General features: G+C 68.0%; 19 protein-coding genes and 1 other RNA gene. 11 read left to right on the top strand and 9 right to left on the bottom strand.

Translation table 11 applies throughout. From position 1 onward, the window contains the following. Positions 1-2: 2 nt before the first annotated feature. Both ERC79_RS02445 and ERC79_RS02440 read right to left on the bottom strand, forming a co-directional pair. On the bottom strand, positions 3-458 hold the full coding sequence (locus tag ERC79_RS02445) for a low molecular weight protein-tyrosine-phosphatase (RefSeq protein WP_131580658.1): 456 nt from the start codon (positions 456-458) through the stop codon (positions 3-5). 7 nt (positions 459-465) lie between these two features. Continuing rightward, positions 466-1110: an HAD hydrolase-like protein gene (locus tag ERC79_RS02440; protein WP_131580657.1), complete on the bottom strand. Its 645-nt coding sequence runs from the start codon at positions 1108-1110 to the stop codon at positions 466-468. Between the two features lie 161 nt (positions 1111-1271). Between ERC79_RS02440 and cobC the strand changes: the two genes are divergently transcribed. The 4 genes from cobC (at position 1272) to ERC79_RS02420 (ending at position 5488) form a co-directional block, all read left to right on the top strand. Continuing rightward, positions 1272-2339 carry an Rv2231c family pyridoxal phosphate-dependent protein CobC gene (cobC, locus tag ERC79_RS02435; protein WP_131575426.1) on the top strand — a complete coding sequence of 356 codons (1068 nt, stop codon included), beginning with the start codon at positions 1272-1274 and terminating at the stop codon, positions 2337-2339. Positions 2340-2347: 8 nt separating this feature from the next. Beyond that, positions 2348-3481, top strand: coding sequence for a Nif3-like dinuclear metal center hexameric protein (locus ERC79_RS02430; RefSeq protein WP_165497201.1), 1134 nt, complete (start codon positions 2348-2350; stop codon positions 3479-3481). A 148-nt stretch (positions 3482-3629) separates the two neighbouring features. After that, positions 3630-4367: a C4-type zinc ribbon domain-containing protein gene (locus ERC79_RS02425; protein WP_131575422.1), complete on the top strand. Its 738-nt coding sequence runs from the start codon at positions 3630-3632 to the stop codon at positions 4365-4367. Beyond that, positions 4364-5488 carry a bifunctional RNase H/acid phosphatase gene (locus ERC79_RS02420; RefSeq protein ID WP_131575420.1) on the top strand — a complete coding sequence of 375 codons (1125 nt, stop codon included), beginning with the start codon at positions 4364-4366 and terminating at the stop codon, positions 5486-5488. Before ERC79_RS02425 ends, ERC79_RS02420 begins: the two co-directional genes overlap by 4 nt. Here ERC79_RS02420 and ERC79_RS02415 read toward each other — a convergent pair. Then, positions 5466-5921 carry a DUF4383 domain-containing protein gene (locus ERC79_RS02415; protein WP_131575418.1) on the bottom strand — a complete coding sequence of 152 codons (456 nt, stop codon included), beginning with the start codon at positions 5919-5921 and terminating at the stop codon, positions 5466-5468. The genes ERC79_RS02420 and ERC79_RS02415 overlap by 23 nt on opposite strands. 320 nt (positions 5922-6241) lie before the next feature. On the opposite strand from ERC79_RS02415, the gene ERC79_RS02410 reads away from it, so the two are divergent. After that, positions 6242-7627 carry a dicarboxylate/amino acid:cation symporter gene (locus ERC79_RS02410; RefSeq protein WP_131575416.1) on the top strand — a complete coding sequence of 462 codons (1386 nt, stop codon included), beginning with the start codon at positions 6242-6244 and terminating at the stop codon, positions 7625-7627. 6 nt (positions 7628-7633) lie between these two features. Here ERC79_RS02410 and ERC79_RS02405 read toward each other — a convergent pair whose 3' ends face one another. Next, positions 7634-8161, bottom strand: coding sequence for a DUF1697 domain-containing protein (locus ERC79_RS02405; RefSeq protein WP_131575414.1), 528 nt, complete (start codon positions 8159-8161; stop codon positions 7634-7636). Positions 8162-8237: 76 nt separating this feature from the next. On the opposite strand from ERC79_RS02405, the gene rnpB reads away from it, so the two are divergent. Together rnpB and ERC79_RS02395 are read left to right on the top strand one after the other, a co-directional pair. Then, an RNA gene (rnpB, locus tag ERC79_RS02400) (RNase P RNA component class A) lies at positions 8238-8681 on the top strand. A 340-nt stretch (positions 8682-9021) separates the two neighbouring features. After that, positions 9022-9207 carry a hypothetical protein gene (locus ERC79_RS02395; protein WP_131575412.1) on the top strand — a complete coding sequence of 62 codons (186 nt, stop codon included), beginning with the start codon at positions 9022-9024 and terminating at the stop codon, positions 9205-9207. A gap of 33 nt (positions 9208-9240) precedes the next feature. Here ERC79_RS02395 and ERC79_RS02390 read toward each other — a convergent pair whose 3' ends face one another. The 4 genes from ERC79_RS02390 to panB form a co-directional block, all read right to left on the bottom strand. Next, positions 9241-10128 (bottom strand): CHAD domain-containing protein, encoded by an 888-nt coding sequence (locus ERC79_RS02390; protein ID WP_131575410.1) that lies wholly within the window; start codon positions 10126-10128, stop codon positions 9241-9243. Positions 10129-10176: 48 nt separating this feature from the next. After that, entirely contained in the window at positions 10177-11133 is a 957-nt protein-coding gene (gene pip, locus ERC79_RS02385; RefSeq protein WP_131575408.1) for a prolyl aminopeptidase, read from the bottom strand. A gap of 4 nt (positions 11134-11137) precedes the next feature. Next, positions 11138-11569 (bottom strand): hypothetical protein, encoded by a 432-nt coding sequence (locus ERC79_RS02380; RefSeq protein ID WP_131575406.1) that lies wholly within the window; start codon positions 11567-11569, stop codon positions 11138-11140. Positions 11570-11708: 139 nt separating this feature from the next. Further along, complete coding sequence (gene panB, locus ERC79_RS02375; RefSeq protein ID WP_131575405.1) at positions 11709-12557, bottom strand: 3-methyl-2-oxobutanoate hydroxymethyltransferase; 849 nt, start codon at positions 12555-12557, stop codon at positions 11709-11711. A 203-nt stretch (positions 12558-12760) separates the two neighbouring features. Between panB and ERC79_RS02370 the strand changes: the two genes are divergently transcribed. The 4 genes from ERC79_RS02370 to ERC79_RS02355 all read left to right on the top strand — a co-directional run bounded on the left by ERC79_RS02370 (position 12761) and on the right by ERC79_RS02355 (position 19359). Further along, on the top strand, positions 12761-14326 hold the full coding sequence (locus ERC79_RS02370) for an alpha/beta hydrolase (protein ID WP_131575403.1): 1566 nt from the start codon (positions 12761-12763) through the stop codon (positions 14324-14326). Between the two features lie 68 nt (positions 14327-14394). Next, positions 14395-15735 (top strand): type I glutamate--ammonia ligase, encoded by a 1341-nt coding sequence (glnA, locus tag ERC79_RS02365; RefSeq protein ID WP_131575401.1) that lies wholly within the window; start codon positions 14395-14397, stop codon positions 15733-15735. Between the two features lie 97 nt (positions 15736-15832). Continuing rightward, positions 15833-18853: a bifunctional [glutamine synthetase] adenylyltransferase/[glutamine synthetase]-adenylyl-L-tyrosine phosphorylase gene (locus tag ERC79_RS02360; RefSeq protein WP_131575399.1), complete on the top strand. Its 3021-nt coding sequence runs from the start codon at positions 15833-15835 to the stop codon at positions 18851-18853. 2 nt (positions 18854-18855) lie between these two features. Next, the gene (locus tag ERC79_RS02355) at positions 18856-19359 is read left to right on the top strand and encodes a hypothetical protein (RefSeq protein WP_131580656.1); all 504 of its coding nucleotides are present in this window, start codon (positions 18856-18858) and stop codon (positions 19357-19359) included. A gap of 157 nt (positions 19360-19516) precedes the next feature. Here the strand turns inward: ERC79_RS02355 and ERC79_RS02350 are convergent, their stop codons facing one another. Then, positions 19517-20818, bottom strand: coding sequence for an HNH endonuclease signature motif containing protein (locus ERC79_RS02350; protein ID WP_131575397.1), 1302 nt, complete (start codon positions 20816-20818; stop codon positions 19517-19519). Positions 20819-20916: the final 98 nt, after the last annotated feature.

The raw sequence follows: 20916 nt of genomic DNA, 5'->3' as shown, positions 1-20916 counted from the left end.
CGTCAGTTCTGCCGCACCCAGTCCAACAGCCCGGGTACGGCGGCCTCGATCTGGTCCCGGACCAGTTCGAAGTCGGCGATATCGCCGTAATAGGGGTCGGGGACCGAGTCGCCGTCCGCGTCGGGGTCGAAGCTGCGCAGCAGCCGGCGCCGGTCGGTCGGGACACCACGGTGTGCCAGGAGCCGGTCGTGCCCGCGATCCAGCGCGACGACGAGGTCGGCGGACAGATGGTCGTCGCCGACGTGCTGAGCTCGATGCCCGGTGGGGTAGCCGGCTGCTTCGAGGACCACGTCGGTGCGCCGATCGGCACCGTCACCGACGTGGTAGTCGTGGGTGCCCGCACTGCTGACCCGGACCCGGCCGTCCAATCCCGCGCGGCGCACGTGTTCGGCGAAGATCCGCTCCGCCATCGGCGAGCGACAGATGTTGCCGGTGCACACGAACGTGACGTGAATCATGGTCATCTCACGCACCCCCGACCAGGATCTGCTCGAGATGCGAGACGGTGGGCGCCGACCACTGCGCGCCCCGCGCCTCCTCGGGGGTGCCGTAGCCCCACTCGACGAACACGGTGGGGATTCCCCAGTGCGCGGCCCCGTGGACGTCGTGTTCCCGGTCGCCGATCATGACGACGCCGGACGTCCCGCCCGGCGCGGCGGGCAGGCCCAACCCGCCGAGGACATGCTCGATGACGTCGGCCTTCGCCCGTCGACGGCCGTCGCTGCTCGCGCCGCCGATCACCTCGAAGTACCCGGCGAGGCCGAAGTGCTCGAGGATCCGGACCGCGAACTTCTCGGTCTTCGAGGTCGCCACCGCCAGCCGTGCTCCGGTGCCACGGGCGGAAGTGAGCATCGACTCGATGCCCTCGTAGACCGCGTTCTCGGACCAGCCGATCGCGTCGTAGCGCTCGAAGTAGGCCGTCAGCGCGGCCGCGGTAGCCTCGTCGCCGAGTCCCATCCCGCGCATCGAATCCATCAGCGGCGGGCCGATCACCGTCGCCAGCATCTCCGGGGTGGGTTCGGGGCCGCGGACCGCAGCGAGGGCGTGTCGGAAACCGTTGTGAATGCCGGGTGCGGAGTCGGTGAGGGTGCCGTCGAGGTCGAACAGCATGACCGGCGCGACGGGGGCCGATGTGTGGCCGGGAGAGGAGAGTGTCACGGCACCATTGTGCTGTCACGGCCGTTGTGCTGTCACCGCGGACAGACGGTGCTGTCACCGCGGACAGACGCCCGGGCAGGTGCGCCATCTGACGCGCCGTAGGCTCGGCGGCTATGGAATTCGGTTCGGGATCGGCAGGGTCGTCGGAGGAGACCCTCGCTCGTCTGCGGCACCACGGCGACGCCGAGGCCGGTCCGGGACTGCTCGACTTCGCGGTCAACGTACAGGGTGACGGACCGCCGGAGTGGTTGCGGCGCAGGCTTGCCGGTGTGCTCGAACGTCTCGGCACCTATCCGGCCGTCGCCGCGGACGTGCGGGCACGCGAACAGGTTGCGGCCCGGCACGGGCGCGCACCCGAGGAGGTGCTGCCGCTGGCCGGTGGTGCCGAGGGATTTGCGATGCTCCCGCGTCTCGACATCCGAGAGGCCGCGCTGATCCACCCGTCGTTCACGGAGCCGGAACTGGCGTTGCGCGAGGCGGGTGTCCCGGTGAGGCACGTGATCCTCGATGAGCCGTACCGGCTGGATCCGGCGTCGGTGCCGGACTCCGCGGACCTCGTGGTGCTCGGCAATCCGACCAATCCCACCTCGGTGCTGCATCCGGCGTCGGACGTTCTCGCGCTGCGGCGTCCGGGCCGGATCCTGGTGGTCGACGAGGCGTTCATGGATGCGGTGCCGGGGGAGACGCAGTCGGTGGCCGCGCATTCTCTGCCGGATGTCCTGGTCCTGCGGAGCCTGACGAAGACGTGGGCACTGGCCGGGCTGCGGTGCGGCTACGTGCTCGGTCACCCCGACGTACTGGCGCGGTTGCAGCACGGGCGCGCACATTGGCCGGTCGGCAGCCTGCAGCTCGAGGCGATCACCGCGTGCAGTGAACCGGACGCGGTCGCCGAGGCCGGTGTGATCGCCGAGCGGATCGCCGCCGACCGGGCTGTCATGGCTGGATTGCTGTGCGACGCGGGCGTGGATGTCCACTTGCCCGCCTCCGCGCCGTTCCTGCTCTTGCGACTGTCCGACGGTGAGCGGATGCGCACTCACCTGAGGGCGCGGGGGATCGCGGTGCGACGCTGCGACACCTTCCCGGGCCTGGGTCCGGACTTTCTGCGTGTCGCGGTGCGCCCGCGCCCGCACACCGAACAGCTGATCGCCGCCATGAAGGACCTGATGAGGGAGATGCCGTGACGAGAATCCTGACGACGCCGACCCTGGCCGACGTGATCTCGGCCCTCGAGACCGCCTATCCGCCGGCCCTCGCAGAGTCGTGGGACTCGGTCGGACTCGTCGCCGGCGACCCGGCCGACGAGGTACGCAAGGTGGTCGTCGCGGTGGACGCAACGGCCGCGGTCGTCGACGATGCGCTGGCGTCGGGCGCGCAGTTGCTGCTGGTACACCATCCGCTGTTGCTGCGCGGCGTCGACACCGTCGGCGCCCACACCCCCAAGGGCGCATTGCTGCACCGGCTGATCCGTGGCGGCTGCGCGCTGTACAGCGCGCACACCAATGCCGACCGCGCCGATCCGGGTGTCTCCGACGCGCTTGCGGGTGCGCTGGGCCTTCTGGGCACACGTCCGCTGATTCCCATCCCCGACATGGTGACCGACAAGTGGGTCGTGATGGTGCCGACCACCGACACCGCGCGGGTGCGTGACGCGCTGTTCGCGGCAGGGGCAGGCGAGCTCGGCGACTACCGCGAGTGCAGTTGGACGGTGACCGGGGACGGCCAGTTCCGGCCAGTGCCCGGCGCGAATCCGACCCTGGGCACCGTCGGCGAGGTCGAGTCGGTTGCCGAGGACCGCGTCGAGATGATCGCACCGCGTAGGGCTCGCGCCGCAGTGCTGTCGGCGCTGCGGGTGGCACACCCGTACGAGGAGCCGGCATTCGACGTCTTCGAGACCGCGGACTTCCCGGGACGCCGGGGATTGGGTCGTATCGGCGAGCTGCCGCAGCCACAAACGCTGCGTGAGTTCACTGCACGGGTTGCGTCGGTGCTGCCCCGCACCGAGTGGGGCGTGCGAGCGGCCGGTGACCCGGACCGGGAGATCCGCACCGTCGCGGTGTGCGGAGGATCGGGCGATTCACTGCTGGACACCGTGTCCTCGCTCGGCGCCGATGCCTACGTGACCGCGGACCTGCGTCACCATCCTGCGGACGAGCATCTGCGCACGGGCGGTCCGGCGCTGGTCGATGTCGCGCACTGGGCCAGCGAGCAGCCGTGGTGCGCGCAGGCCAAGGACGTGCTCGACGCGCGGTTCTCCGATGTGGACGGCTGGGACGTGCGGGTGACCGAGCTGCGGACGGATCCGTGGACCGTCGCCTGTCACTGATGCGGGTCGCGTCGCCTGTCACTGAAGTGGGGGACCGATGTGGTCGGCGCACGGTGTTCTCGGAGGTACGGTTGACACCTGATCTCGGCCCGGCCGAGCATGAACTCGAAGTACGCCGCATACAAGAACACAGCAGGAGCTCCCACGCGTGAATGTCGATCCCTCAGTGCAGTCCAAGCTTCTCCAGCTCGCCGGCGTGGACACCGAGCTGGCCCGGCTAGCGCACCGTCGCTCGACACTGCCGGAACAGCGGGAGGTGGAGCGGCTCGAGGCTGAGCGTCTCGCCCGCAAAGATGCGGCCGTCTCCGTCGAAATCGTCCTCGACGACCTGGACCGAGACATCAAGAAGCTCGAGGGCGAGGTGGACGCCGTCCGCCAGCGTGAGGCCCGCGACCGGAAGCTGCTCGAGGGCGGCACGGTGGGGGCCAAGCAGCTCTCCGAGTTGCAGCACGAGCTGAGCAGCCTCGAACGCCGCCAGAGCGTACTCGAGGACGAGTTGCTCGAGGTGATGGAGCGCCGCGAGGCCTCACAGGCCGACCATGACCACGCCGGTGCGCAGCTGACCCAGATCGAAGACGAGTTGATCGACGCCGAGCGCCGCCGCGACGACGCCGTCGCCGACCTCGCGACCGCGCAGCAGCGTTGTGACGTCGATCGGTCCGCGCTCGTGGAGCAGCTCCCGGACGAGCTGCTCGCGATCTACGAGAAGCAGCGCGAACAGCGCGGTGTCGGTGCGGCGCTGTTGCAGTCCCGACGATGCGGTGCCTGCCGAATCGAAATCGACCGTGGCGAGATCGCCCGGATCGCCGCCACCGCGGCCGAGGTTGTCGTCCGCTGTCCCGAGTGTGGCGCAATCATGGTGCGTACCAAGGAGTCCGGTCTGTGAGTTCCGACCGGGTCGTCGTCGAGACTGACGGCGGATCGAGGGGCAACCCGGGCCCGGCTGGGTACGGCGCGGTGGTGTTCGACGCCGCCGGGCGCAGCGTGCTCGCCGAGCGACGTGAGTTCCTCGGTGTCACTACCAACAACGTCGCCGAGTACCGAGGTCTGATCGCCGGGCTGACCGCGGCCCGTGATCTCGGAGCCCGCGAGGTGGATGTCCGGATGGACTCCAAGCTGATCGTCGAGCAGATGTCGGGACGGTGGAAGGTCAAGCATCCCGACATGATTCCGCTCGCACGGCAGGCGCGGGAGCTGGCCGGAACATTCGCGCGGGTCACCTACTCCTGGATTCCACGGGCAGAGAACTCGCACGCCGACCGGCTGGCCAACGAGGCGATGGACGGCGAGGATCCGATCACCTCTGGCTTTGTCGCCGACGCGGGTATAGACGCGGGTGCAGCGGAGGCATCGGCACGGGCCACTGCCGAGGCGCCGGGGTGGACCGGCGCCCTTGGCGCCCCCTCCCGGATGCTGTTGTTGCGGCACGGGCAGACCGAACTGTCCGTCGAGCGGCGCTACTCCGGTCGTGGGAACCCACCGCTGACGGAGCATGGCCGCGCGCAAGCACGGGCTGCGGCCGAGCGGATTGCCGAGAAGGGCGCCGTCGCCGCCGTGGTGTCGTCGCCGCTCGGCCGCGCGCTGGAGACCGCGGACGTCGCGGCCCGAGCGCTGGGGCTGCCGGTCACCATCCACGAGGGACTCATCGAGACGGACTTCGGCAAGTGGGAGGGACTGACCTTCGGCGAGGCCGCCCAGCGGGATCCAGAGCTGCACGGACGGTGGCTGTCGGACACCTCGGCACGCCCCCCGGAAGGGGAGAGCTTCGATGAGGTCCGCACTCGAATCGAACGCGTCCGGGACGAGCTGACCACGTCGTACGCGGGATCGAACATACTCGTCGTCACCCACGTCACGCCGATCAAGACGCTGCTGCAACTGGCGCTCGATGCGGGACCGTCACTGCTCTACCGGCTGCACCTGGACCTCGCATCGCTGAGCATCGCCGAGTTCTACCCGGACGGCGGCTCCTCGGTGCGGCTGGTCAACGATACGTCGCATCTGTAGGGCCGTCGTCGTACCTGGGGAGTGCGACGCCGAGAAACACCAGCCCGACGCCGACGACGAGGTGCAGCCAGTTCCCGACCTCGTCGATCGGCATGAAGTTCGACGCCGTCTCGGCATCGATCACCAGGCCGTATACGCCGTGCAGCACACTCAGCAGGCCTGCGCTGATGAGGAACATCTCGGCGGCCGCGAGGGTCCTGGACATTGCGAGTCCGACTGCTCCGGCCACGATGTGCGCGATGTTGTGGAGGACGGACACCTCCGTCACACCGAGGATCCGGGCCTCCGTTCCGGGTCCGGCCCAGGTGATGTCGTCGAGGTTGGCCGTGACGCCCGGGACGAATCCGAGAATTCCGATCAGCAGGAAGCCCACGGCGACGACCGTCGTGGTGAGTTGGGTCGTGGTGCGGGCGAGGCCCTCGGAGTCCGTCATCGGTCGCTCCTCGATGGGCAGCGGTGGGGTGGGCGGCGTGTGTCCTACCGAGTACCCGCTCCTGCCGGAATCCACACGACCCCGCCCGGATGGATCCGGATGCGATGGGTGTGCGTATTCTCTTTCGTTGTGAACGCCTTGCTGACCTGTCGCCGATACGTCGACAACTGTCTGCAGGCGAGCGCGGTCTGTCACGCCTGATATCCCGGTAGACCCTTCGAGTCCCGGGCGGGCTTTCTCGAGTCCTCCGCGCGTCCTGTTCCGGTCGCGCGCGCAGTGTCGTGCGCCGCCGTTTCCACATTTCCACCCGAAAGGCCCTCATGTCGGCCCCCACCCTCGACGCGCCCCGGCGCGCACTGCCCAAGTGGGCAACCTCCTTCGGCCCGCAGATCGTTGCGGGTTTGATCATCGGTGTCGTTCTCGGACTGATTGCCCGGTCCATTCCGGACGCCGCCGACGGCAACGACAATTGGCTTGTCGGCACGGTCAGGACCATCGGTTCCAGCTACGTCGCGCTGCTGACCGTCGCGGTGATTCCGCTGATCTTCACCGCCATCGTCAGCTCGATCGCGAACCTGCGCAATGTGGCCAACGCCGCCCGACTGGCGGTCCAGACGTTGCTGTGGTTCGCGATCACCGCGCTGATCTCGGTGGTGATCGGCATCGTCGTCGGCCTGATCACCCAGCCCGGCGCCAACACCACCGTCGACGCGGATACGGCGTCCGCGCCGAAGTCGTCCGGCTCGTGGTGGGCGTTTCTCACCGGACTGGTGCCGCAGAACTTCCTCGGCCTCGGCGCGAGGACGACGATCTCCGGTGAGGCCGGCGGAAGTCTCTCCGCCACGACGTCGCTGAGCTTCAACGTGCTGCAGTTGCTCGTCGTCGCGATCGCGATCGGCATCGCCGCGCTCAAGGTGGGGGAGAAGGCCGAGCCGTTCCTGAACTTCAACGCCGCTCTGCTCGCGATCGTGCAGAAGGTGCTGTGGTGGATCATTCGTCTGGCCCCGATCGGTACCGCCGCGCTGATCGCGAAGGCGGTCGCCACCTACGGCTGGGACGCGATCGGTCAGCTGGGTGTGTTCACCCTCGCCGTGTACATCGGACTGGCGATCGTGTTCTTCGTCGTCTACCCGATTCTGATTCGCGTGCACGGGCTTTCGGTGAAGAGCTTTTTCACTGGTGTGTGGCCGGCCACCCAGCTCGGATTCGTTTCGCGCTCGTCGATTGGAACCTTGCCGCTCACCGAGCGCGTCACCGAACGCAACCTCGGTGTGCCACGGGAGTACGCGTCGTTCGCGGTGCCACTGGGCGCGACCACCAAGATGGACGGCTGCGCCGCGGTCTACCCGGCGATCGCTGCGATCTTCGTCGCTCAGTTCTACGGTATCGACCTCAGCCTGACCGACTACCTGCTCATCGTCGTGGTCTCGGTGATCGGTTCGGCCGCCACCGCGGGTACGACCGGCGCGACCGTGATGCTCACGCTGACGCTGTCCACGCTAGGACTTCCACTCGCGGGAGTGGGCCTGCTGCTGGCTGTCGAGCCGATTGTCGACATGGGGCGCACTGCGCTCAATGTGACAGGGCAGGCGCTCGTGCCCACCATCGTGGCCAAGCGTGAGGGCATCCTGAACGAGGACCTGTACAGCGCACCACGGCACGGAGATCCCTTTGCCGACGAGACGCGCGAGCCTGCGCGGGCCTGACGGGGGCTACTTCAACAGCTTCACCAGTGTCCTGAGGTTCCGGGTGGTCGCTACCGACTTGAGTTCAGGCTTCCCGGTGCTCTTGCCGAACGCGCTCTGGAGGGTCATACCCCGTTCGACCTCCCAGTACAGGACGCCGTCGCCGCCCGCGATCCGTTCGATCTCCGGGTCGAGATCGTCGCGGACCTCGAGGAGTCGCGCGAGCACGGCCGGGTCTGCGATGAACATCACGTATGGGTGCCAGCCCTCGCGTTCCGGCTCGAAGGGGTACTGCTCGACGATCTGCTCGAGCGTGGCCGGATCGAGAACGAACACCCATGCCTCATACCCGAACTCGGCACGCAGGGCCGCTTCGATCGTCGCTTTCAGCTTCGCGGCGTCCGAGGTGCCGGCCGAGAACAGCACATTTCCCGACGCCAGCACGGTCTTCACGTCAGTGAAACCGAGCCTGGTGAACACCCGTCGCAGATCCGCCATCTTGATGTTGACTCCGCCGACGTTGACACCGCGCAGGAGGGCTACGTATCTGCTCATGGTCGGACCCTAACCCCGGTGTGCGACACCGCTGGTTCGGACGTGGGGGCGGAACCCAGTAGTCTGATCGTGCGGACGAGTTGGCCGGGCGGCCGCGGCTACGGGAACCGACATCCTCGAGGTGTCAGGCCCGGCGCCGAGGAAAGTCCGGACTCCACAGAGCAGGGCGGTTGCTAACGGCAACCCGAGGTGACTCGCGGGACAGTGCCACAGAGAACAAACCGCCGATGGCTGTGTCCTTGTGACACGGACGTCGGTAAGGGTGAAAAGGTGCGGTAAGAGCGCACCAGCGCCTCAGGTGACTGGGGTGGCTCGGTAAACCCCGCCCGGAGCAAGGTTGAAGGCCGCACCGGTGCCCTTCGGGGTGCGGTGTGCGGCTGCGCAGGTGTTCGAGGGCTGCTCGCCCGAGCCTGCGGGTGAACCGCTCGAGGTACCCGGCGACGGTGTGCCCAGATGGATGGTCGCCACCCGGCGCGCAAGTGCCGGGGGACAGGATCCGGCTTACACGCCAACTCGTCCGCCCGGACTCGAAGACGACGAAGGCCCCCGGCGATGCCGGGGGCCTTCGTCGTAGCTGTGGGCGCTACACCCGGAAACCGGGGAGCGGGTTGATCATCAGGAGCGTGGCCCAGTATTCGGCTGCCGTGTGGCCGAGGATGGGCAGGAGGGCATCGAACAGGATGTAGGACATGCGGGCTCCGATCTGTGACGTGGCGCGTCGGTGGTTCGGTGACGCGTAGCGTCGACGAGAATGCGCGGTACGCGCAGAGGTTAGCAGTCGCGGCTTCATTCTCACAGACCTACGTCCCGTCGTCGTCGTTGCGATGGTGACGGCGGCCGGTCCGGGGCACACTGAGGCTATGAGTGACAAAGACACGCAGTGGTATTTCAATCTGTCCGACGGTTCGGTGAGCCAGGGCAAGGACAGTGACGTATTCGACCGGATGGGGCCGTATCCCGACCGGGAGAGTGCCGAACGCGCGCTGCAGACCGCAGCCGAACGAAACAAGGCTGCGGACGACGTCGACGCGGAGTGGAACGATTGAACGGCAGCCCGCGGTCGATCGGTATGACCCGGGTCACTGCGCGCGGTGGGCGCGGCGGACAGCCTTGATGCGCTGCTCGAGCTCCCGCTCGGCGACAGCGGCACGCTGCTCCTCCATCGCGTAGAGGAGCCCGTAGGTGAAGGTGTCCTCGTCGTCGTCGCGGGCCTGTGCGGCGCCGTCCAGGATCCAGTGGCGCGCGAGCACACTGTCCTGATGGTCGCCGAGCACCGTCTGCAGCGCCTTCGCCGCCTCACCCAGCCCAGCTGCAGACGGCTCGGCGCTGGCCACCGCTTCCGATGCGTACCGCAGTTTCTTGGCGCGCTTGCGGACTCGGTGCAGCGCGGGTCCGATGTCGCCGCCGTCCCGGCGTACTGCGCGCACCTTCCGCCCGGCCCTGCGTAGCTGACGGTATGCCGTATCGAGACCGTCATACAGCGTCGGCCGGGCTTCGGAGGTGGGGTTCGGTTCGGAGGTGGCGTCGTCGAGCAGCGCGCACAGTGCCGCATACCGAGGACCATCCAGGACGTCGACAGCGTCGGCATGTGCACCCCGGTACAGGTCTTCCTGCGTGCCGACGAGCCGCTGGTGAACGGATCCGATCACGAGGTCTCCGGGCTGAGCATCGAGCAGCGTGCGGAAACGGTCTGCGAGCACCTCCGCATCCCGCGCCCTACCCAGAATCGATCCGAGCCAGCGCAGTTCGTCGCGCGCGCTGGCGGTCGTCTCCGCCGGAAACAGGTCGTGGAACGTCCCGAGCAGGCTCCGCAGCCGCCGCGCGGCCACGCGCATTTGGTGTACCGAGTCGTCGGCCTCCGCCCGGACATCGGCGGCGAGGGCCGTCAGGCTCAGGTAGTGGTCGCGTGCCGCGGGCACGATCACCGCCACGGCCGACGGACCCTGCGTGCGCTTTCGTGCTGACATAGCTCAAGGTCTACCAGTGCGCACGCCGCGCGTCGAGGGCCGAAACCGTCACCCGCGGAAGCGGTCTGTCGCCTCCACGAGGTGGTGGGTGATGCCCGGCTCGTTCGCGGCGTGGCCGGCGTCGTCCACTACGTGCAGCGACGAACCCGGCCACGAGCGATGCAGCTCCCATGCGCTCTTCGCAGGGCAGACCACGTCGTACCGGCCCTGCACGATCACACCGGGGATCGACTCCAACGTGCCGGCGTCGCGGAGCAGCTGGCCGTCGTCCAGGAACCCGCCGTGGTGGAAGTAGTGGTTCTCGATCCGCGCGAACGCCAACGCGAACCGCGGCTCGGACGTCTCCGCCACGTGCTCGGGCCGCGGCAGGAGCGAACTCGTCGCCCCCTCCCAACTGGACCACGCGATCGCTGCCCGCAGTGCGATGTCGGGGTCGTCGGCGTGCAGCAGGCGGTGGTAGGCCGCCACCAGGTCGCCCGAGCGTTCCGCCTCCGGCACCGGTGCGAGGAATTGCTCCCACAGTTCCGGGAACAGGTGTCCCGCGCCGCCGTTGTAGTACCAGTCGATTTCGCTGCGACGCAGCAGGAAGATTCCCCGCAACACCAGTTCGGTGACTCGGTCCGGGAACCGCTGCGCGTACGTCAGAGCCAGCGTCGAACCCCAGGATCCGCCGAACACCTGCCAGCGGTTGATGCCGAGATGTCCACGGAGCGTTTCGATATCGGCGATGAGGTGGCCGGTGGTGTTGACCGACAGGTCGGCTCCGTCTGCGACGTGCGGCGTGGAGCGCCCGCAGCCGCGCTGATCGAACAGCACGATGCGGTAGGCGCCGGGGTCGAAGAACTGTCGGTGCGCGGGATGAGTGCCGCCGCCGGGGCCGCCGTGCAGGAACACCACCGGCTTGCCGTCGGGGTTACCGCTGACCTCCCAGTACACCCGCTGACCGTCGCCGACTTCGAGCAATCCGGTGTCGTAAGGGGCGATTTCGGGGTACAGGGTCCGCATCGGGTCAGAAGCCGATCAGCCCGGAGGCAAGATCCGGGATCTCTAGGGCGTCGAGTGCCCCCTGCCGCACCTGCGGGCACTGCAGGGTGGTGATGGTGTCGATCTGTCCGCGGTTACCGGCCAGCTCCAGCAGGTTCATCCCGTTGTCGGTGGCCCACGACCCGACGACGGTGTTGAGCCCGCCCTTGCCGAGCGTCGGGGTGTAGGTCCGCCAGTTCTGCAGCTGCGCCTCGATGTCCGTGCACAGCTGGGCTGCCTGAGCGTCGCTCACACCTGCAACGGGGCCGCTGTTCCCAGTGGGGGCCGTGGACCCCGCGGTGTGTGCACTTTGGCCCGGTGTCGGGGAATCGCCGGTGCCGCTGCTGCATCCGCTGATCAGAGCGACGGCGGTGGCGGTGGCGGCGGCCGTCGCGAGACGTCCTCGGCGTGGGGTCATGGTGCACCTGGGCTTTCTGCGGGGATGGGAATTGCTTCCGGCTGTCCCCGGAGCGCCGGGGATGTCGAGTGTGCCAAAGATCAGGGGCACCGGCCGCGCGTCGGTCGGCGCCCCTGTCTCGGAAGCGAACGAGGAGCCGTCAGAAGCTGTGTTCCTCGGCGGGGAATGTTCCGGCAGCGACCTCGGTGGCATATGCGGCCGCCGCGTCGCGCAGTGCGTCGCCGACCTCGCCGAAGCGCTTGACGAACTTGGCCGTCTTACCGCTGGTGAAGCCGGCCATGTCCTGCCACACCAGCACCTGTGCGTCGCATTCGTTGCCCGCGCCGATACCGACCGTCGGGATCGTGAGCTTGCGAGTCACCTGACCGGCGAGCTCGGCCGGCACCATCTCCATCACGACAGAGAACGCGCCGGCCTCCTGCACGGCGATGGCGTCGGCGATGAGCTGCTCGGCGCCGTCACCGCGGCCCTGCACGCGGAAGCCGCCGAGGGTGTTGACGGACTGCGGGGTGAAGCCGATGTGCGCCTGAACCGGGATCCCGGCGGCGGTCAGGGCCGCGATCTGCGGCGCCACGCGTTCGCCGCCCTCGAGCTTGACTGCGTGCGCAAAGCCTTCCTTCATGAAGCGGAAGGCGGTCTCGAGTGCCTGCTGGGGGGAGGCTTCGTACGTGCCGAACGGGAGGTCGGCAATGACGAGGGCATGGGGCGCGCCGCGCACCACGCCCCGCACGAGGGGGAGCATCTCCTCGATGGTGACCGGCACGGTCGTGTCGTAGCCGTAGACCACGTTCGCAGCCGAATCGCCCACGAGCAGCACTGGGATGCCCGCCTCCTCGAAGAGCCGGGCGCTGGAGTAGTCGTAGGCAGTGAGCTCCGCCCACCGGGTGCCCTCTGACTTCATCGTCTGAAGGTGATGGATGCGCGTCTTGCGCCTGGGCGCCGCGGAACCGGCAGAACCGGGAGAACCGTAGACAGCGTTATCGGACATCGTTGTCCCTTTCTGGCCTCGAGGCCCGCCTGTGCGGGTCCCCGGGTTGGGAGTGCTGACGATGCCAAGTCTGCCACCGCTCTGCGGGGCCGCGAAGAGGCCGATTCGGTGCTCTTCGTCACACCGTTGGCCGATCCTTCCCGGCCCGGAGGTTCACGAGCGCCCGGCCCGGAGGTTCACGAGCGCGTGGCACGATCGAAGTCATGCATTGCAGACGTCGAACGTTCCTTGTGGCCGCCTGCGCGGCTGTCATCGTCGTCGCGGCGGGTTGCAGCGCGGACCCTGCGCCGGGGGCTGTCGCAGGCTCTTCAGTTGCGGAACCGGCGGTCGCGGGGGCGGGACAGATTCCGGCCGGACTCGAGTCGTTCTACACGCAGCAGATCGCGTGGGAGTCGTGCGACAACTTCGACACCGGTGACGAGGAGCTGAGCCCGAGCCTCCAGTGCGCCCGAGTCACCGTGCCGCTCGACTACGACGCCCCGGACGGCGACACTGCCGAGATCGCGATTTCCCGGTCGCCCGCGACCGGGCAGAAGTTGGGTTCGCTGCTCGTCAACCCGGGTGGACCCGGTGCGTCGGGATTGAGTACCGCGTCCGTTGCGGAGGGAACCGAGGTGGCCGAGCGGTTCGATGTGATCGGCTTCGACCCGCGCGGCATCGGCGCCTCTACCCCGCAGGTTCGGTGCAGGACACCGCAGGAGACCGATGCTGAACGGCGTGAATCCGATCTCGACATGAGCCCGCAGGGCATCGCGCGTACCGAGGACAAGAACCGCACGTACGCGGCGCTGTGCGCAGAACGGTCGGGCGCGCCGTTGCTCGCGCATGTCGGAACCCGCGAGGTCGTGCGCGACATGGACGTCATCCGCTCGGTGCTCGGCGACGCGACGCTCAACTACCTCGGCTTCTCGTACGGCACCCGCATCGGGACTGTGTATGCGGAGACATTCCCGCAGAACGTGCGGGCCATGGTTCTCGACGGCGCACTCGATCCCGAGCAGAGCCCCGTCGAGGAGGTCGTGCTCCAGGGCGTCGGATTCCAGCGGGCGTTCGACGCGTTCGCCGCGGACTGCGCCACATCGGCGCAGTGCCCGCTCGGCACCGATCCGAGCAAGGCCGATGCCCGGTTCCGGGCACTTGTCGACCCGCTCGTCGATCGTCCGGCGGCCACCACCGATCCTCGGGGGCTGAGCTACTCCGATGCGCTCACGGGGGTGCAGCAGGCGCTGTACTCGCCGAGCCTGTGGGGTTCGCTGCGTGCTGGACTCGGTGCGCTGGCCGAGGGACGCGGAGACACGTTGCTCCTGCTTGCCGACCGATATGAGGGAAGGCAGGACGATGGCAGCTACTCCAACCTCGAGGACGCCTTCAACGCCGTCCGCTGTGTCGACGATCCGCCGATCACCGACCGGGCCGTCGCCGGTGAGGCCGACATGCGCTACCGGCAGGCCGCGCCGTTCCTCGACGATGGACGCGGCACAGGCCAGGCACCGTTGGATACGTGCGCGTTCTGGCCGGTTCCCCCCACCGGTGCGCCGCACAGTCTGGACGTGCGGGGCCTGCCGACGCTGGTGGTGATTTCCACGACCGAGGACCCGGCCACCCCCTACCAAGCCGGTGTCGACCTCGCCAAGCAACTCGGTGGCGCCCTCATCACCTACCGGGGGACGCAGCACACCGCGGCATTCGACGGGGTGTCGTGTATCGACGATCCCGTCACGGACTACTTCGTTGACCTCACGATTCCGGATCCCGATCTGATGTGCTGAGCTGGACCGGACGAGACCGATTTCACGATGTAACACAGATTTAACGCAGTTTGCCTAGTCTCGCGGGCATGGATCGCCAAAAGGAGTTCGTGCTTCGCACCCTCGAAGAGCGCGATATTCGGTTCGTTCGACTGTGGTTCACGGACGTGCTCGGGTACCTCAAATCGGTGGCGATTGCGCCCGCGGAACTCGAGGGAGCCTTCGAGGAGGGCATCGGGTTCGACGGCTCCGCGATCGAGGGCTTCTCCCGGGTCTCGGAGGCCGACACCGTTGCCAAGCCGGACGCGTCGACATTCCAGATCCTGCCTTGGGCGCACAAGGACGGCGCCCAGCACACGGCGCGCATGTTCTGCGACATCGCGATGCCCGACGGGACGCCGTCGTGGGCGGACCCGCGGCACGTGCTGCGCCGTCAGTTGAGCAAGGCCAGTGACCTCGGGTTCTCGTGCTACGTACACCCCGAGATCGAGTTCTTCCTGATCGAGAACGGACCGATCGACGGCACCCCGCCGGTGCCGGCCGACAACGGCGGCTATTTCGACCAGGCGGTGCACGATCGAGCCCCGAACTTTCGGCGCCACGCAATCGACGCGCTCGAGTCGATGGGCATTTCGGTGGAGTTCAGTCACCACGAGGCCGCACCGGGTCAGCAGGAGATCGACCTGCGCTACGCCGACGCACTCTCGATGGCGGACAACGTGATGACGTTCCGCTACGTCGTCAAGGAGGTCGCGATCGACGAGGGCGTGCGGGCGTCATTCATGCCCAAGCCGTTCGGCGGTCAGGCCGGCTCGGCGATGCACACGCACATGAGTCTGTTCGAAGGTGACACCAACGCCTTCCACAACCCTGACGATCCGATGCAGCTGTCGGCGACGGGTAAGGCGTTCATCGCCGGAATTCTCGAGCATGCTCACGAGATCAGCGCGGTGACCAACCAGTGGGTGAACTCCTACAAGCGTCTCGTGCACGGCGGCGAGGCGCCGACCGCGGCCACGTGGGGTCCGTCCAACCGGTCCGCACTGGTGCGGGTGCCGATGTACACGCCGAACAAGGCGTCGTCGAGGCGCGTCGAGATCCGCAGCCCTGATTCAGCCTGCAACCCCTACCTGACGTTCGCGGTACTGCTCGCTGCCGGTCTGCGCGGCATCGAGAAGGGCTACGAACTGCCGCCGGAGGCGGAGGACGACGTGTGGTCGCTCACCGCGGCCGAGCGCCGGGCGATGGGTTACCGCTCGCTGCCGGGCAGCCTCGTCGAGGCGTTGCGCGAGATGGAGAAGTCCGAACTGGTCGCGGAGGCTCTGGGCGAGCACGTCTTCGACTTCTTCCTGCGCAACAAGCGCCGGGAGTGGGAGGAGTACCGCAGTCACGTCACCCCGTACGAGCTCAAGGCCTACCTGGGTCTGTGACCGTCCGGCCCCGACCGCCAGCCGATTCCGAAGAGGTGAAAAGCGTGCCCTGTCCGGCCGTTCCGAGTGTGGCTCGTCATGACGCACAGGTCGGAGGATCACGTTGAAGCCGCCACCCAATCGGTCCACGGTGCCCGGTGCAGGCCGGTTGGGATTGGTCGAGCCGACCGCGCCGGCGGAGCTCGAGGCGCTCGGCTGGTCGAACGTCGACGGCATCGAACTGCTGTGGGCGCTGTCGCGCGCGGCCAACGCCGATCTGGCGTTGCGAACTCTGGTGCGGCTACGAGATGGGCTCGAGGGTTCCTGGGCCGTGCTCGACGCTGCCCTGCGGACAGACAAGGGGCTGCGCGGCCGACTGTTCGGCCTGCTCGGTGCCTCGAGCGCGTTCGGTGACCACCTCGTCGCCGATCCGGCGTCGTGGAAGCTGCTCGCCGGCGACGTTCAGCTGCCGACGCGTGAGGAGCTGACCCGGCGGTTGCTCGCGAGTGTCGGTGCCACCCCTGAGACCGGCCCCCATGCGTCGTCCATGCTGTATCGGGCCGCGCTCACTGGTCCGGAAGCCGTTGCGGCGCTGAGGAAGTGCTACCGGGATCAGATGATGATCCTCGCTGCGGCCGACTTGGCTGCCACTGTCGAGAACGAACCGGTGGTGCCGTACGAGATTGTGGGACAGCAGCTCTCGGACATGGCTGACGCGGCGTTGACTGCCGCGCTGGCGGTAGGTGTTGCGACGGTGTGCCCGGACGAGCCGTGTCCGACGCGGATCGCGGTCATCGCGATGGGCAAGTGCGGCGCGCGCGAACTGAACTACGTCAGTGACGTGGATGTCGTTTTCGTCGCGGAACCGTCGGACGCGGTCGCGAGCCGGATCGCCGGCGAAATGATGCGAATCGGGTCGTCCGCATTCTTCGAGGTGGACGCCGCACTGCGGCCCGAAGGCAAGCGCGGCGAACTGGTCCGCACGCTCGATTCGCACGTGGCGTACTACAAGCGCTGGGCGAAGACATGGGAGTTCCAGGCGCTGCTCAAGGCTCGGCCGATGACCGGCGATCTCGAGCTGGGGCGGCAGTACACCGATGCTCTGGGTCCGATGGTGTGGACGGCATCCGAGCGCGAGGACTTCGTTACCGAAGTGCAGGCCATGCGTCGACGGGTCGAAGAATCGGTGCCGCCGGAGCTGCGGGAGCGCGAACTCAAGCTCGGCCGCGGCAGCCTGCGTGATGTCGAGTTCGCGGTGCAGCTGCTGCAGCTGGTACACGGCCGCGTCGACCTGTCGCTACGGGTCAAGAGCACTGTCGATGCCCTTGCCGCATTGGCGGCCGAGGGGTACGTCGGACGCGATGACGCGGCGAATCTGACTGCGTCGTACGAGTTCCTGCGTCTGCTCGAGCACCGGTTGCAGTTGCAGAAGCTCAAGCGCACGCACACGCTGCCGCCGCCCGAGGACGAGGAGGCGCTACGCTGGCTCGCTCGCGCTGCCCACATGCGCCCGGACGGACGCAACGATGCGCTCGGGGTGCTCAATGCCGAGATCAAGCGCAATTCGCACCGGGTCCGGCGTCTGCACGCCAAGCTGTTCTATCGCCCGCTGCTCGAGTCGGTGGCGCGCATCGACAAGGAGGCGCTGCGGCTGAGCCCCGATGCCGCCGTTCGCCAGCTCGCCGCTCTCGGCTACACCGCACCGGAGAACGCGCTCGGCCATCTGGTAGCGCTCACCGGTGGGGCATCGCGGAAGGGGCGAATCCAGGCGCTGCTGCTGCCGACGCTGCTCGAATGGCTCGGCGACACACCGGATCCCGACGCGGGTCTGCTCGCCTATCGGCGGCTGTCGGAGGCCCTCACCGACGCTACGTGGTTCCTGCGTCTCCTCCGCGACGAGGCGTCGGTGGCGCAGCGACTCATGACGGTGCTCGGGTCGTCGGCTTACATTCCGGACCTGCTGATCAAAGCGCCGGATGTGATCCGGCTGTTCGCTGACGGCCCGTCCGGGCCGCGCCTGCTCGAGCCTCAGCCCGAGGACGTAGCCCGCGGAATCCTGTCGTCGTCGGCGCGGCACATGGATCCGGTGCGGGCGGTCGGAGCGGCGCGTTCGCTGCGCCGCTACGAGCTGGCCCGTATCGCGAGCGCGGACATCCTCGGGATGCTCGATGTTCCGCAGGTGTGCCGCGCATTGTCGTCGGTGTGGGCCGCAGTGCTCAACGCCGCATTGGCCGCGGTCATCCGGGCGAGTGAGGCGGAGACGGGTGAGCCCGCGCCCGCGGAGTTCGCAGTGATCGGCATGGGCCGACTCGGCGGCGGTGAACTCGGGTACGGCTCCGACGCAGACGTGCTGTTCGTGTGTGAACCCAGAGAGGGCGTTGACGAGACCCGAGCAGTCAAGTGGGCCAACAGTATCGGGGACAAGGTGCGGTCTCTGCTGGGTGCGCCCAGCATGGATCCGCCGCTCGAGGTCGATATCGGGCTGCGGCCCGAGGGGCGAAGCGGCCCGTTGGTGCGGACGCTCGCGTCGTACCAGGCGTACTACGCGCAGTGGGCGCAGTCGTGGGAGGTGCAGGCGCTGCTGCGGGCTCATGCGGTGGCAGGTGACGCGGATCTGGGACTACGGTTCCTGCACATGATCGATTCGACGCGCTACCCCGAGGGCGGCGTATCGGAGCAGGCGGTCCGCGAGATTCGGCGGATCAAGGCTCGCGTGGACTCCGAGCGATTGCCGCGGGGAGCGGACCCCGCCACCCACACCAAGCTCGGTCGCGGCGGACTCGCGGACGTCGAGTGGACCGTACAGCTGATCCAGCTGCGGTACGCACACGAGATTCCGGCGCTGCACAACACGTCGACGCTCGAGACTCTGGACGCGATCGGTGCTGCGGAGCTGTTGAGCGAGACCGACATCGAACTGCTACGCGATGCGTGGCTCACCGCGACGAAGGCCCGCAATGCGCTGGTGTTGGTGCGCGGTAAGCCCACCGACCAGCTGCCGGGCCCGGGCAAGGTGCTTGCGGCGGTCGCGCAGGTGGCGGGATGGCCAGGTGGGGACGCGAACGAGTTCCTCGACAACTACCTGCGGATCACCCGGCGGGCGAAAGCCGTGGTGCAGCGGGTGTTCGGGGGCGAGTGACGGTGCACACCGCGTTGTCGGTCGTCGAGGGCGGGACGCCGCTCGTCTACTCGTTCGACGAACTGTTGAAGTACCACGGCCCCAACGCGCCGGGCGGCGTCGCGCACGCGTTCCAGGTGCTGGGGCGCGCGCTGCCGCTGCTCGACGACGGTCGCCCGGTGGAGCGTCGGGAGATGAAGATCGCCACGGCGCACGGGGGACCGGGCGTGCGGGACGCGTTCGAGATGGTGACCCGCGCGGTCACCGGCGGCCGCTACGTGGTGGATCCCGCGCTGGCACGGCCGGACCGAGGAAACACCCTCGCCAACTACGTCTTCCGGCTCAGCTACCGAGGCCACACCGTGACGGTGCAAGTGCGCGAGGGCTTCGTGGCGGACGAGTTCATCGAACTGGTGAACACGAGCGGCCGCACCGAGGCCGACGAGGCACGCCTGGTTGTACTCAAGCAGGAGATGACCGACCGTTTGCTGGCGGTGCCGGCCACCGAGGTCTACGACGTCGACTGACGTTCCCCTCGATCGGCTGAAGGGACCCTTCAGCTCTAGGGCACCGCAGGACTCAGGTCCCGGGACGGGGCTAGCGTGTCACGCGCCTGCGGGATTTGGTGTCCGACCGGGACCACTCCGCGATGGCCGGCACCCGGTTCGGGTGCCGGCTGTCGCGTCATGCAGCTCGCGGTCCTGCCCGGTTGTGGGCGGGGATGGGCTTCTTGTAGGGATCTACCGTCGATGGCGGCGTGAACCACGGGTGTCGGTCGGTGCCGATCTTCATCTCCCAGTGGGAGTGGTGGAGCAGCCTGTGATGGTAGCCGCAGAGTAGGGCGAGGTTGTCGAGGTCGGTGGGTCCGCCGTCGGCCCAATGCATGACGTGGTGGCCCTCGCAGTGGGCGGGCGGTGCTCCGCAGCCAGGGAAAGCACAGCCGTGATCACGGGCGATCAACGCGCGCCGCTGCTTCTTCGACACGGTGCGGGTTGTTCTCCCCAGGTTCAGTGGCACTCCGTCGCTCATGACGATCGGGGTGAGGTGGCAGTCGCACGCCAACCTGCGGGCAGTCGCGATCGAGAGTGGGCCCATGTGGGGCATGCGTGCGATGTCTTTGTCGCCGAACAGGTCCGGATTACCGTCTGACCCAAGGCTCTCGTGGTCTGCCTCACTGCGGGCAAGATCGGAGGCATTCACGTGCAGGGACAGGTGGGGTCGTTCTCCGCCTTCGATCGGTGCGTCGCCGGAGTCGAGGTAGCGGCGCAGGATTTCCGCGAACGCATCGGCTCGCTGCCGTGCCGGCGTACGGGCACCGGCTGGGTCGTCGGCCGGGTTGCGTGGCTTCGTCAGTGCGGACAGCGCGGTCAGGAGCATCTCACCGGTCACGGCATCGAGATCACCCTTCACCGCGACGCGCCCGTTCAGTGTTTTCGAGGCGTGGAACTCGTTGCGCTCAGTGTCTTCGCTCGGCGGGAGTTCGTCGGATTCGAAGATCCGCTCGAGCTTGCTGATGCAGCTGCGGACCGTCGTGGTGGTGGCGGTGGGTCCGGTGGCGCTGTCCAGCAGCACTTTCCGGCACGCATCCAGTGCTTCGTTCGGCATGCCGCGCGGCGGGGTTTCGCAGAACTTTCCGATCAGCGCGGCATGCTCGGCGGAAATGTCACCCGCGTTGAAGGCGTCGGCGATCTCGGGTTGCCGGCCGAGCATCCGCCCCAACGCGAGGATCCGTCCCGCGGTCGACACTTCCAGCAGCGTGTTGGCGGCGAGCCACTGTTTGACGCTGCGGAATCCGAGGGTGTCGAACGAGACGGCACGCTCGTGGACCTCGGCGACCATCGCAACCCGCAACGCTTCGAGGCGTTCGATCTCGCGAGAGACGTCGACCGTCCCCTGCAGGAGTGAGATTTCGGGGAGTCGGCGCACGTCGTCGGGCTGCAGCGCAGTGGCTGCGATGCTCGAGTTCTTGAGTCCCCCCGGATTCATGAGGTCAGCTTAGTTCGAATGTGTGTTCGAGTCAATGGTTGTCTCGTGCTCAGACTTCCTGGCAGGCTCCGGGCGTTTACGATCCGGGGCACAGGCCG

The organism is Rhodococcus sp. ABRD24, assembly GCF_004328705.1.
In the GTDB taxonomy this organism is placed as follows: domain Bacteria; phylum Actinomycetota; class Actinomycetes; order Mycobacteriales; family Mycobacteriaceae; genus Prescottella.
This window is presented reverse-complemented; position numbering and strand designations above follow the sequence as displayed.